This is a genomic window from Micromonospora fluostatini, assembly GCF_050410825.1.
GTDB classification, from domain to species: domain Bacteria; phylum Actinomycetota; class Actinomycetes; order Mycobacteriales; family Micromonosporaceae; genus Micromonospora; species Micromonospora rosaria.
Genome location: NZ_CP191251.1, coordinates 659,873 through 672,054 on the forward strand (window position 1 = coordinate 659,873; position 12,182 = coordinate 672,054).

Genomic DNA, 12,182 nt, shown 5'->3' on the forward strand with positions numbered 1-12,182 from the left:
CGCGGCCCCGGGCATCCGCCGGGGCCGCGCGGCTGTCATGACACCACACCGGGAGGGATGAGCAGCATGGTGGACCACAAGATGATCGTCATCGACGGGGTGCGGTACCGCAACGAGGACGCCCGCCGTCAGGGCCTGGTCGACGGGGCCGGAAAGCCGACCGGCGCGGCCACGGCGGCCCGCACGGCACCGCGCCGGCACACCGGCAGCGTGGCCGGCCCCGACGACGGCAAGGGCGCCGGCGGCCGGACCAGCCGCACCAGGAAGACGGCGGCCGGCGACGGTGCCGCCACGGGCGACGCCGGCGGCGGGTCCGGTGACAGCGGCAGCGACGCCACGGGCGACGCGGGCGGCGGGCCCGGTGACGGCACCAGCTGACCCGCCGTACCTGGCGGACCCGGCCCGGCTGGCCCGGCTGCTCGGTGTGCCCGACGACGACCCGAGGATGCTCGACGCCCTGGCCGCCGCGTCAGGTCGGTTCCGGGGACAGGTGCACCACTCGGTGCACCTGGTGGAAGGCGACGAGGTGTGGTTGGACGGGGACGGCTCGACCGAGCTGTTCCTACCGGCCGCGCCCGTCGTCGCCCGCCCCCGCGTGTTCGTCGACGACCGGGAGCTGGACGCATCGGAGTTCGAGTGGTCGCGGAAAGGCATCCTGCGCCGGCGGGCCGGCTGGCCTGACCGGCTCGACGCCGTGCGAGTGCTCTACGACCACGGGTACGCGCAGATCCCCGCCGACGTCGAAGAGGTCGTCATCGACCAGGCGCGGGTGATCCACGAGGTCACGCCCGGGGTGCAGACGGTGCAGGCCGGCGGCGAGTCGGTCACCTACGGGTCGACCGCGACCACCGGTGTGACCGCGCAGTGGACGACCGCCGTCGAGGCGTACCGCGTCGGTCGAGGGGACCGGGCCTGATGTTCCGGCAGACGCTGATCGTGGTGCGGCCGGGCACCCGCACCGACCGGTCCGGCAGCACCGTGGACGACTGGTCACCGCAGGCCGTCACCCGGATCCCGGTGACCCGGGTCAGCGTGCAACCCAACCAGCAGGCCGAACAGGTCGGCGCCACCCGCACCGTCGTCACGACCGGGCTGCGGGTGCTGTCCGCCCCCGGCACAACCCCGGACGTGCGGGCCGCCGACCGGGTCGAGTACGCCGGCCTGACCTACCAGGTCGTGGGCGAGGTGGCCCGCTGGCCGGACCCGACCAACAGCACCCGGGTGCATCACGTCGAGTTCACGATGACCCGCGTCACCGGATAGGAGGCCCTGGTGTCGTACAGGATCGAGGTCGAGGTGGACTACGCCGGCATCGGCGAGGTCGCCCGCTCCGACGAGGTGCGGCAGATGGTCAACCAGGCCGCCGACCGGATCGCCGCCGCCACCCGCACGGCGGTCGGCCCGGACATCCCGGTGACCGTCAGCGAGTACACCACCGACCGCGAGGCCGCTGCGGTCACCATCGCCGACCGGCGCGGTCTCGGTCTGCAGGCCCGGGACGGGGTGCTGACCCGGGCGGCGTCCGGCATCGGCGCCGACGTGCGGATCCGCTGATGCGCCCGCTGGTCGTGTTCGGCGACGCCCAGGCCGCCGCCGCCGGCGTGCTCCGGACCCGGCTGCCCGACCGCCCGGAGCCGTACGCCGCCGGCGTCACCGTGGCCGGCCGGCTGCCCGCCGACCGGTCCCCGGAGACCCCGCACCTGCCGTTCGTCCTGGTGGCCGTCGACGACGACCGGCCCACCTACCCGGTCAGCAGCCTGGCCGTGCTGCGGCTGACCATCTGGCACCACGACACCGACGCCGCGTACGACCTGGCGCAGATGTGCCGGGGCCTGCTGCTGGTCCACACCGGCCCGGTCATCCGCAGCTGCCGCGTCGCCGGCGGCGTCGGCCCGCTGCGCGGCGTCGACCCTGACACCGGCATCGACCTGGCCACCACCACCGTCGAGGCGTACGTACGCCCCACCCCGCTGGAGACCTGATGCGCGTACCGACCGAAGCCGAGATCCGGGACCGGGCCGAGCAGCTCGGCGTGCTCGCCCCCGACGGCACGCTGCCGCCGGCGCAGCGGGCCCGGGTCGCCCGCGCCATCGTCGACGAGCAGACCACCGCGGCGACCGCCGCCCGGCACGCCGAGACGTCCCGGGAACTCGTGCTGTCGCGGTCCGTCGTGCGGGTCGCCGACGGGCACCTGGTGGTCGAGGTCCGGCACATCGCCGACTCGCCCGCCCCCACCACCTGACCGCACCATCCGATCCGCTCAACCACCAAGGAGGACGCCGTGGCCGGCGACCCGAGCAAGGCGTCTCTGTGGGCTGACGCCGACGTGTACATCGCTGACGACCTCGACACCGACAACCCGACCGACATCGACGAGCCGTTCGGCACGGGATGGGGCCTGGCCGGTCTGCTCGACGGAGAGGCGGGTTTCGAGGAAGGCCGGGAGGAGGACAAGACCGACCACTACGCGTGGGGCGGCATCCTCATCCGCACCAGCCGCAAGAACTTCAAGATGACCAAGAAGTTCATCGCGCTGGAGGACAACCCGGTCGTGCGGGGCCTGATCTACCCCGGGTCGACGCACAGCACGATCGTGGTTCCGCGCCACGGCCCGAAGAAGGTGGCGTTCGAGGTCCGCGACGGGGCCCGCAAGGAGCGGCTGATCACGCGCCGCCACGCGATCGTCGACACGATCGGCACGATCAAGGACGGCGAGGACGAGCTGAAGAAGTACGAGACGACCCTCGGCATCTTCCCCGACGGCAGCGGCGTGCTCTTCGACCGGCAGACGACCGACCCCGACCCCGACGCCGGCACCCCGTAGGCGTCTCCCTGATCCCGGGGCGGCGGCGTGCGCGCAGGTCCGCCGCCGCCCCGCCACCCTGACCTGCGCGCATCATCGAAAGGACCCTGCGCACGATGAGCAAGAAGAACCGCCGCGCCCGCCCGTACCCGGTCGGGCGGATCCGGGCCGAGGCGACCCCACCGCCGGCCGCCCCGCCGGTGGCTGTCCCGGCCGAGGCGTCGCCGGCCGGCTGGCAGCCGTCGCCGGCGGCGTTGGCCCGCCTGGCCCAGCTGCAGGCACCGCCGCCGGCGGACGTCGACGAGGACGGGCTGACCGCCGCCGACCGGGAGTGGGTCGACCAGCAGATGCGGCTGGCCGGGCAGGGGCCGAACCGGGAGCAGCGCCGCGCCGGCGGCACCCAGGAGCAGATCGACGTCACGGTCACCTGGCGCGACCGCACCTGGCGGGTCCACGTCGACAAGGCCAACCTGTCCGTCGACCTGCTGGAGTGGTTCGAGGAAGGCAAGACCACCCTGGCGTTGCGGGAGCTGCTCGGCCCGCAGCAGTGGACCGCGTTCAAGGCGTTGAAGCCCGGTCACACCGGCCTCAACGCCATGTTCGAGCTGCTCGCCCGCGAACTCGGCTTCACGAGCGCGGGGGAATCGTCAGCCTCGCCCGCCTGATCCGCCGCCACGCGGACGCGGTCGAGGCCGACCTGCAGCGCTACTACCGCATCGATCTGGCCGACCTGTGGCGTGGCCGGCTGACCCTGCGCCGGCTGGCCACGCTGCTGCGGTACCTGCCGGCCGAAGCGGCGACCCTCGGCACGTACGGCGACCCGGCCGCCGGGTGGACCCGCACGCACTACCTGCTCACCGACGTGTTCCACGCGGTCACCGGTAAGCCGCACCCGGCCCGGCCGGCGCCGCCGAGCCGCCGCCGCGACCCGGCCGAGATCCGCCGCCGGGACAACCTGCTGCACGAGCGGGCCCGCCGCCGTGCCGAGGAGCTGACACAACTACAGAGGGGGTGAGCTGTGGCCACTGTGGGATACGCGACCCTGCAGGTCATCCCCAGCTTCCGGGGCTTCGCCGGGATCATGGTGAAGGAGACCACCGGGGCTGCGTCCGACGCCGCCCGGCGGGTGGAGGGCGAGCTGACCAAGGCCGGTGACACCGCCGGCCGGTCGGTCGGGCAGTCGATGCGCGCCGGGCTGGAGCAGGTCCGATCCGTGGTCGGCGGGATCGCCGGCGACATCGCCGGCCTGGGCGTGGCCGCCGCCGGGATCAGCGGCGTGATCGCGGCCAACGCCAACAAGGGGCAGATCCAGGCCGCGCTGGGCATCAGCCCCCAGGAGGCCGCCGAGGCCGCGAAGGTGGCCGGCACCCTCTACGCCGAGGGGTGGGGCGACAGCCTGGAACAGGTGTCCGGCGCGGTCGTGGTCGTCAAGCAGCAGCTGACCGGGCTGGCCGGTGGCGACGACCTCGCCGGGCTGGCCCAGCGGGCGCAGACCCTGGAGAAGGTTTTCGGCATCGACCTGACCGAGTCGGTCCGGACGGCCGGGAAGATGGTCAAGACCGGTCTGGTGCCCGATGTCCAGTCGGCGTTCGACGCCCTGACCGTCGGCGCGCAGCGAGGCCTCGACGCCAGCGGCGACCTGACCGCCACGTTCGACGAATACTCGCTGTTTTTCAAGCAGTTGGGCGTCGACGCGCCGACCGCGCTGGGCCTGATGTCGCAGGCCGCCGACGCGGGCGCGGTCAACGTGGACAAGGTCGGCGACGCCCTCAAGGAATTCAACCTGCGGGCGGTCGACCTCGGCGACACCGGCGCCCAGGATGCCTTCAAGGCGCTCGGGCTGTCCGGGGAGGCCATGGCCCGGGACGTGGCCGGCGGCGGCGAGAAGGCTAACGCCGCGCTGCAGAAAGTCCTCGACGGTCTGCGCGGCGTCAAGAACCCGGCCGAGCAGGCCACCCTGGCCATGGCGCTGTTCGGCGGGCCCGGTGAAGACCTCGCCGGTGCCCTGTACGCCCTGGACCCGGCCAGCGCCGCCGCCGCTGGCGGATTCGACCAGGTCGCCGGGGCGTCCGGCAAGGCGGCCGACGCGCTCGCCGGCGGCGTCAGCCCGGTGGAGCAGTTCGGTCGGTCGTTCCAGCAGACCCTGACCGTCCTGGCCGGCGAGGCGCTGCCGGTGCTGCAGCCGATCCTGACCTGGCTGGAGCAGGCCGGACCGGCGGTGGCGCGGGTGGCGGTCGCGTTCGTCGCGCTGGTCGCGGTGAACAAGGCCGTGGGGGCGGTCCGGGCCGTCGCCGGCGGGATCCGCGACACCATCGGTGTGGCCCGGTCCGCCGCGACGGCGACGGCCACGGCCGGCCGGGCGATCGGTGCCGCCGGTGCCGCGTCCGGTCAGGCCGCCGCTGGCGCGGCCCGGTGGGCCGCCGCGCAGACCGCCTCGGCCGCCGCGTCCGCTCGGGCGGCTACGTCGGCGGTCGCGTCCCGGGTCGCCACCACGGCGTCCGCTGTCGCGTCCCGCACGGCCGCCACCGCGACGGCGGCGTGGAACCTGGTGGTCAACTCCAGTGTCGTCGCGCACGCCCGCGCCGGCGCCGCGCTGGTCGCGTCCCGGGTGGCCATGGTCGCCGGCACGGTGGCCACCGGCGCCGCGACGGCGGCGACCTGGCTGCTCAACGCCGCGATGGCGGTGCTCACCTCACCGATCACCGCTGTGGTCGTGGCGATCGCGTTGCTCGTGGCCGGCATCATCTGGGCCTGGAACAACGTCGACTGGTTCCGCGACGGGGTGCTCACCGCCTGGGAGTGGATCCGCAAGGCGGTGACCGTCGCCGTCGACGCCGTCCGCACGGTGATCTCCACCGTCTGGGGTTGGATCTCCACGTACATCACCACGGCGGTGGGCGTGTGGCGGACCGTGATCAGCACCGCCTGGTCGGTGATCTCCACCGTCGTGACCACCTACATCACCATCGTCCGCACGGTGATCTCCACCGTCGTCGGGTGGATCACCACCTACTGGCGGACCAGCATCAACATCTGGCGCACGGTGATCAGCACGGTCATGTCGGCGATCGTCGCCGTGGTTCAGGGCGCGATCGACCGGGTCCGGGCGGTCATCGCCGGGATTTCCGCCGTGGTCGGGGTGATCCGCTCGGCGTTCGGCGCGGCCCGCGACGCCGCCGTGTCCCGGCTGGAGAGCCTGTTGTCGTTCGTTCGCGGGTTGCCCGGCAAGGTCACCGGGGCGCTGTCCGGGCTGCGCGGCAAGCTCGTCGAGATCGGCCGCAACGTTGTCCAGGGCCTGCGCGACGGTCTCTCCGACGCCTGGCACCTGGTGACCTCCAAGGTCGAAGAGCTGGTCAACCGCATCCCCCTGGCGATCCGGAAGATGCTCGGCATCGCCTCACCGTCGAAGGTGATGCGCCGGCTGTTCGGCCATGTCGGCGAGGGTGCCGCCCTCGGCGTCGGCGACGGCGAGGGCCTCGTCGAGCAGGCCGCCGCCCGGCTGGCCCGCGCGGCGGCCGTGCAGCCGCCGCCGGCCGACGCGATCACCACCGGCGGGCTCGCCGGCCGGGGCGGCCCCCGCCGGCAGGCCGGCATGACCATCGAAAACCTTAACGTCCGGGGCTACACCGACCGGTTCAGCCTCGCCCAGGTCATGGACGAACTCGCCATGCACGGAGTCCACTGATGGCACTCACCGAAGGCCAGGCGCAGATCGGCTCGCTCGTGCTCGGGCCCGGCACCCCGTACGAGCTGCTGTCCGAGGTCAACCCCTGGAACCGCGCCGTGCGCGCCGGGCAGGGCGGCGAACGGGCCTGGGGCGACGGGTCCTGGTCCGGCGCGGAGTGGGCAGAGCAGATCGTCGTGCCGCTGCAGATCTACGTCGAGGCCGCCACCGGCGGCGAATGGCTGGCCCTGCACCAGCAACTGCTGGCGGCGTTCGCACCGTCGCACACCGATGTAGACCTGCGGTTCGTGTGGGGCGGCACCGAATACCTCATGCGCGGCAGGCCCCGCATGGTCGAGCCGGACGTGACCGCGATCGCGTCCGGCTGGTCCGTCACCAAGGCCGCGTTCGTGGCGCTCGACCCGGCGATCTACAGCGGGGTCGAGCACACCGCGACGCTACGGCTGCCGGTGACCGGCGGTGGCCTGACCGTCCCGATGACCCTGCCGGCGGCCGTCACCGCGACGGTCACGGCCGGCCGGGTGAACATCACCAACGCCGGCACGAAGCCCACCAGTCTGCGGCTGCGGGCGTACGGGCCGGTGCCCGAACCTCGGATCAGCCTGGTCACTCCGGCCGGGACAGCGATGATCCGCTACTGGTCGACGCTGTGGTCCTACCAGTGGTTGGAGATCGACACCGCGAGCCGGACGGTCTACCTCAACGGCGAGGCCTCCCGGCGGGGGCAGGTCACGGTGGAGGGGCTGGGCTGGCCGGTCCTGCCGCCCGGCACCTGCGAACTGGCCTACGACTCGCCCGTCTACAACAGCGGCACCCGCCTGGACGTGGCCTGGCGCGACGCCTGGCACTGAGGAGACACGATCATGCCCGACCCCCTGTGGATCAACGCCTTCGAGGGCGCCCCCGCATACAACGCCGCCGAGCTGCGCCAAGCCATGGCCCTGGCACTCACCTACGACGGGCGGCTGCTCGGCGGCCGTGCCGGCGTCCGGCCGGGCGGCAACGCCATGCGCGTCAGTCTGTCCGGCGCGACGCTGACCGTGCAGCCCGGCGTCGCGTGCGTCGACCCCGGCCTGTCCAGCCCCCAGGGCCCGTACTGGGTGGCGCTTCCCGTCGCCGAGACCCACGCCCTGGCCGCCGCCGTGCCCGGCGCGGCCCGCCGCGACAGCGTGGTGCTACGGGTGTACGACCACGACGAGGACGCCTCCGGTCTGCGCCTGGCCCGCAGCGAGTACCTCCAGGGCGTACCCGGATCGGGGGTCGAACCGCCGCTGCCCGCCGGCTGCAACCTCCTGTCGACCATCGACGTGCCGGCGCTGGGCGGCGGGTCGGCGGTCGTGTCCGACCGGCGGTTCTACACCGCCGCCGCCGGCGGCATCGTGCCCGTCACGGCCGCTGGCGACTACCTGCCCGGCAGCGCCGGCCGCTACCGCGACCGGCTCGACACCGGCGACCTGGAGCGGGACAACGGCAGCGCCTGGGAGACGGTGGCCTCGCCCGGCGCCTACTCGGACTGGACGCAGGTCACCCCGCCGACGCTCACCTGGACGGCCGCCACCACGAACCCGGTCCTGGGCAATGGGGCCGCGACGCTGCGACACAAGAAGGTCGGCCGGACGGTCAACGTGCAGCTCAAGCTGTTCTGCGGCACCGGCACCACGTTCGGTGCCGGAGCCTGGCAGCTCGGCGGCTGGCCGGCCCAGCTCGACCGGTCGCAGTCCGACATCGTGCTCTACGGCGCGGCCATCGACGCCTCGCAGAACGCGCCGTACCCGATCACCGCGCAGCTCACCACCTCCGGCTCGGTGGCGGTGCCACGGATGGGCGGGCACTCCGCCACCGGCGCGTTCGGCCTGGTATCGGCCACCCACCCGTTCACCTGGGCGTCCGGCGACGTGCTGACCCTGTCGGGCACCTACCAGAGCGCCGCCTGATGGCCACGGTCGTGACCTGGCTGGGATGCGACCTGGTCAGCGGGGCCATCATCGACGAGCTGCCCGAGATCGTGCCGGGCGGGCCGCTCAGCCACCTGCTCGGCGCGTACACGTCGACGCAGCTGGTACTGCCGATCGCGCTCGGCGGGCACGGCGCTCCGCCCCGCGACTGGGAAGCCGCCACCGAGCCGTGCCGCACCATGATCGTGGCCGTCCTCGCCGGCCGGCCGGTGTGGGCCGGCATCGTCCTGACGCGCCGGGGCGGCACCGGAGCCACCGTCGAGCTGGCCTGCGCCACCGTCGAGGCGTACACCGACCGCCGGTTCGTGCGGGATCACGACTTCGTCCAGGTCGACCAGGCGCTGATCGCGGCGAGCCTCGTCGACGACGCGAACATCGAGGGCATCGGGCTGATCGCGGACGCCCCGCCCACGGGAACCTTGCGCGACCGCACCTACCGTGACGGCGACGACGCCTCGGTGTACTCCCGGCTGCGGGAACTGATGGGCGTCACCGGCGGCCCGGAGTGGATGGTGCAGCTGGAGTGGTCCGACGTCACCGAGACGGCCGTGTCGAAGATCGTGCGGGTCCGCAAACGCCTGGGGTACGCCAGCGGCCGACCCTCCGCCGTGTTCGCCACCGGCACCGCCTCGGCGGTCACCTCCACCCAGGGGGCTAGCGAGGCCCGCTACACCTTCACCGAGGACTACAGCGCCGGATCCGGGGCGAACCACATCGTGGCCACATCGTCGGGCGAGGGCGACTCCAGGCCGGAGTCCGACCCAGCCCGCGACGAGGCGCTCCTGTCCGCCGGCTGGCCCCGGTGGGAGCACCGCTACAGCCCGTCGAGCAGCATCACCGAGAAGAGCACCCTCGACGCGCACGCTGCGCGTGCGCTGTCGCTGATGGCCCGAGGCGCCCGAACCCTGACGATCAGCGCCAGGGCCGATGCCTACCCCGTCCTCGGCCGCGACTGGGCGACCGGTGACGACATCGGGTACGAGCTGGTGGGCCACCGCCACCCCAACGGCCTGGTGGGCGTCGCCCGCGCGGTCGGCTGGGACCTCGACGCCGTCGCCGGCACCGTGTCCCCGATCCTGCTCGCCCCCGGAGAGGACATCATCTCGTGATCCCGTCCGACCAGCGCCCCGCAGGATCCGACTGGCTCGTGCGCCGTGTCACCGACCTGGAGCGGCAGGTGCGCGAGCTGCAAGCCGGCCGGCGGCTGGAGCGGGCGACGATCGGGGACGGTGGCCTGACCGTCACCGGCACCGGCGGCGTCAACATCACCGGCAGCGGCCGGGTCGGGATCTCCGGTGACGGCCGCCTGGTCCTGTACGCGCCTGACGGGTCCGCGCTGATCGTGCTGGGCAGACTCACCGGGTTCGGCGACGGGATCGACCGCAGCGGCCTCGCCGCGTGGCGCACCACGGCCAACGGCGGAACCCTGGCCATGTCCTTGTATGACGGCATCTGGGCTGTCTGGGACCGGGCCGGAAACGTGGTGCTATCGACCGACGAGAACAGCGGCCAAGGCCTGGGCCGGCCGTGGCTGCCAGTCACCTGGGCCGGCAGCGACTACGAGCAGTGGCCCGGCACCACCAGCGGCACCTTCACCCAGCTGTGCGAGACGGCGCTACCGAAGCAGCAGCCCAGATTGTTCGCACGGATCCGGCACACGACCGACGTGTCCGGCACCACCGGCCAGATCCGGCTGATGTGCAACGGCGAGCAACTCGGGCCGACGACAACCGTGACGTTTGCGATCGGCTACGTCGACATCGGACCGCTGGCGCTGCCCACCAGCGGATTCGGCGACATCCTCGGCCTATCGGTCGACGGCCGCCGAACCGCTGGAACCGGGCGTGTCCGCGCCACGGTCACCGCGTCCTGGACGCAGCAGAGCTAGTCAGTCGGGGTTGGGCTGGGGGCCGGGCAGCGCGGGCTGATCCCGATCTCCTGCGGCAGGCACCCCATCGTCGGCCACGGCGGCGGCGGGCCGGCCACCGGCGGCCCGTCGCCCCCGCTGTTCGCCGGCGGCGCGGGCGGCTCCGGCTCCGGATCGGTCGGCGGGTCCGTCACGGCGGGGTCCGCCGGCGGCGCCCCGGTCGTCGGCTCGCTCGTCTCGGTCATCTGTGCCCTCCCCACGGCAGCCGGTCGGCTGCTCGACGTGTCGCCGCTCTCGGCCGCCGCCGGCGTGGTCACCGCGGCGGCCGGCGACGGCACCCCACTATCCACCGCCGGCGTCACCACCGTCACCGCCGCCGGGGAGCTGCTCTCGACGGTCTCGATGGTCTGTTCCGCCACCGGCCGGGTGGCCGGCCGCTCGGTCGTCGTGGTGGCCGCTGCGACAGCGCCCACCCCGGTCAGTGCGGCCACAGCCACCGCGATCGTCACGGCGCTGGCCGTCCGAATGTGTCCCATCAGCTGAGTGTGACCGGGGCGGGCCACTCCGCGCTGCCCCGTCACCACCCCGTCACCACCTCACGGAGGACCCGATGACCCGTGCCCCGGCCAACCTGCTGGCCGTCCGCACGCTGCTGTTGCGGCATCTCAACACCGACCCCGGACGGGTCCGCGAGAACGACCTCGAACCGGCCGAGGTCGGCATCGTCGGCGACGCCGCCCACCGAGGCGGCTACCACTGCGGGTCCGACCGGGTGGTGCCCAACGACTACTCCGTCGTCGAGTCCCCGCGCGACCGCGCCGGCCTCACCCTCGACGCCTCCGCCCTGGACATCGGCTGGTTCGAGATCCGCATCGGCAAGGCCACCCACAACCTGTACACGTTCAACCGGTGGGTGGTCGCGCAACTGGAGGCGGGCACCCCGGACTCGCGGGACATCCGCGAGTGGATCTACACGCTCGATGGGAAGACGGTCCGCCGGTGGGACCGCCTCAAGCGCCGGTCTACGGGCGACAAGAGCCACCTGTGGCACACCCACGGGTCGTGGTTCCGCGACGCCATCAAGGCGGGCCGGGACCAGACCCCCCTGTTCCGCCGCTACCTCACGACCATCGGACTCCTGGAGGACGACATGCCCAGTGCCGCCGAAGTGGCCAAGTACCTGATGGAGCAGTACCGGACCCCGGACGGCCGCACGCTGGCCGGGAGTCTGGACGCGATGCTCAAGGCGGCCGGTGACAACGCCATCGGCCGGCAGCTGACCCGTTCGGACACCGTGCCGGCGGTCCGCCCGCCGTACCACAACAGCGACTACGGCGACCCGAAGAAGGCGGACCAGGGCAACAAGGAGTGGACCGTCGGGTACACGTTGCAGACCATAGCCGAGACCGGGCGGGCCACCCGGGCGCAGCTCGCGGAGGTAGGGGCGCTGGTGGCGCAGCTCGCCGGACGGCAGCCCGCCGACGTCCCCGCGATCGTCGCCGGCGTACTCGCCGGCCTGAGCCCGGAGGCGATCGCGGCGGCGATTCCCGCCGACCTGGCCGGGCGAGTGGCTGACGAGCTGGGCCGCCGGATCGGCCAGGCACGTGGGTGAGCTGGGAGCGCCTCAAGCAGCACGTCCGGGACTACGCCTGCATCACCGCCGGGCTCAGCATCTTGTACCAGCAGACCTGGGTAGCCGATCCGGGGCAGCACTCCGAGATCCTCGTGACCGCCGCAGTCGCCCTGCTGACCGGCCCGGCGGTGGGCGGAGCGATCGCGCTGCGCAGGGAAACCCGCGCCACCTCCGCCGAGTCTGGGTCTCCCTCGGAGGCCTCGTCATCGCCGCCGGACTCGTCGCGTCCAGCGTCGTGA

Annotated in this window: 18 protein-coding genes; 17 read left to right on the plus strand and 1 reads right to left on the minus strand. The window is 73.3% G+C overall.

What is annotated here, in order from left to right:
• The first annotated feature begins 57 nt into the window (after positions 1-57).
• The 14 genes from ACQUFX_RS03020 to ACQUFX_RS03085 all read left to right on the plus strand — a co-directional run bounded on the left by ACQUFX_RS03020 (position 58) and on the right by ACQUFX_RS03085 (position 10,331).
• Entirely contained in the window at positions 58-378 is a 321-nt protein-coding gene (locus tag ACQUFX_RS03020) for a hypothetical protein (RefSeq protein WP_428964512.1), read from the plus strand.
• Complete coding sequence (locus tag ACQUFX_RS03025) at positions 362-916, plus strand: hypothetical protein (RefSeq protein WP_428964513.1); 555 nt, start codon at positions 362-364, stop codon at positions 914-916. Before ACQUFX_RS03020 ends, ACQUFX_RS03025 begins: the two co-directional genes overlap by 17 nt.
• Entirely contained in the window at positions 916-1,263 is a 348-nt protein-coding gene (locus ACQUFX_RS03030) for a hypothetical protein (protein WP_428964514.1), read from the plus strand. The genes ACQUFX_RS03025 and ACQUFX_RS03030 overlap by 1 nt, the downstream gene beginning before the upstream one ends.
• Positions 1,264-1,272: 9 nt before the next feature.
• The gene (locus ACQUFX_RS03035) at positions 1,273-1,554 is read left to right on the plus strand and encodes a hypothetical protein (RefSeq protein ID WP_428964515.1); all 282 of its coding nucleotides are present in this window, start codon (positions 1,273-1,275) and stop codon (positions 1,552-1,554) included.
• Complete coding sequence (locus tag ACQUFX_RS03040; RefSeq protein WP_428964516.1) at positions 1,554-1,982, plus strand: hypothetical protein; 429 nt, start codon at positions 1,554-1,556, stop codon at positions 1,980-1,982. The genes ACQUFX_RS03035 and ACQUFX_RS03040 overlap by 1 nt, the downstream gene beginning before the upstream one ends.
• Positions 1,982-2,242 carry a hypothetical protein gene (locus tag ACQUFX_RS03045; protein ID WP_428964517.1) on the plus strand — a complete coding sequence of 87 codons (261 nt, stop codon included), beginning with the start codon at positions 1,982-1,984 and terminating at the stop codon, positions 2,240-2,242. The genes ACQUFX_RS03040 and ACQUFX_RS03045 overlap by 1 nt, the downstream gene beginning before the upstream one ends.
• 39 nt (positions 2,243-2,281) lie before the next feature.
• Complete coding sequence (locus tag ACQUFX_RS03050) at positions 2,282-2,824, plus strand: hypothetical protein (protein ID WP_428964518.1); 543 nt, start codon at positions 2,282-2,284, stop codon at positions 2,822-2,824.
• Between the two features lie 95 nt (positions 2,825-2,919).
• Positions 2,920-3,468 (plus strand): hypothetical protein, encoded by a 549-nt coding sequence (locus ACQUFX_RS03055; RefSeq protein WP_428964519.1) that lies wholly within the window; start codon positions 2,920-2,922, stop codon positions 3,466-3,468.
• Positions 3,469-3,665: 197 nt separating this feature from the next.
• Positions 3,666-3,818, plus strand: a complete 153-nt coding sequence (locus ACQUFX_RS03060) for a hypothetical protein (RefSeq protein WP_428964520.1) — start codon at positions 3,666-3,668, stop codon at positions 3,816-3,818.
• A 3-nt stretch (positions 3,819-3,821) separates the two neighbouring features.
• On the plus strand, positions 3,822-6,488 hold the full coding sequence (locus tag ACQUFX_RS03065) for a phage tail tape measure protein (protein WP_428964521.1): 2,667 nt from the start codon (positions 3,822-3,824) through the stop codon (positions 6,486-6,488).
• Positions 6,488-7,339, plus strand: coding sequence for a phage tail family protein (locus ACQUFX_RS03070; protein WP_428964522.1), 852 nt, complete (start codon positions 6,488-6,490; stop codon positions 7,337-7,339). Before ACQUFX_RS03065 ends, ACQUFX_RS03070 begins: the two co-directional genes overlap by 1 nt.
• A 12-nt stretch (positions 7,340-7,351) precedes the next feature.
• Positions 7,352-8,422 (plus strand): hypothetical protein, encoded by a 1,071-nt coding sequence (locus ACQUFX_RS03075; protein WP_428964523.1) that lies wholly within the window; start codon positions 7,352-7,354, stop codon positions 8,420-8,422.
• Positions 8,422-9,552 (plus strand): hypothetical protein, encoded by a 1,131-nt coding sequence (locus ACQUFX_RS03080; RefSeq protein ID WP_428964524.1) that lies wholly within the window; start codon positions 8,422-8,424, stop codon positions 9,550-9,552. The genes ACQUFX_RS03075 and ACQUFX_RS03080 overlap by 1 nt, the downstream gene beginning before the upstream one ends.
• Complete coding sequence (locus ACQUFX_RS03085; protein WP_428964525.1) at positions 9,549-10,331, plus strand: hypothetical protein; 783 nt, start codon at positions 9,549-9,551, stop codon at positions 10,329-10,331. Before ACQUFX_RS03080 ends, ACQUFX_RS03085 begins: the two co-directional genes overlap by 4 nt.
• Here ACQUFX_RS03085 and ACQUFX_RS03090 read toward each other — a convergent pair.
• Positions 10,328-10,555 carry a hypothetical protein gene (locus ACQUFX_RS03090; RefSeq protein WP_428964526.1) on the minus strand — a complete coding sequence of 76 codons (228 nt, stop codon included), beginning with the start codon at positions 10,553-10,555 and terminating at the stop codon, positions 10,328-10,330. The two genes, ACQUFX_RS03085 and ACQUFX_RS03090, sit on opposite strands and share 4 nt — an antisense overlap.
• 37 nt (positions 10,556-10,592) lie before the next feature.
• Here ACQUFX_RS03090 and ACQUFX_RS03095 point away from each other — a divergent pair, with 37 nt between their 5' ends.
• The 3 genes from ACQUFX_RS03095 (at position 10,593) to ACQUFX_RS03105 (ending at position 12,182) form a co-directional block, all read left to right on the plus strand.
• The gene (locus ACQUFX_RS03095) at positions 10,593-10,853 is read left to right on the plus strand and encodes a hypothetical protein (RefSeq protein WP_428964527.1); all 261 of its coding nucleotides are present in this window, start codon (positions 10,593-10,595) and stop codon (positions 10,851-10,853) included.
• A 67-nt stretch (positions 10,854-10,920) separates the two neighbouring features.
• Entirely contained in the window at positions 10,921-11,922 is a 1,002-nt protein-coding gene (locus ACQUFX_RS03100; RefSeq protein ID WP_428964528.1) for a hypothetical protein, read from the plus strand.
• Entirely contained in the window at positions 11,919-12,182 is a 264-nt protein-coding gene (locus ACQUFX_RS03105; protein WP_428964529.1) for a hypothetical protein, read from the plus strand. Before ACQUFX_RS03100 ends, ACQUFX_RS03105 begins: the two co-directional genes overlap by 4 nt.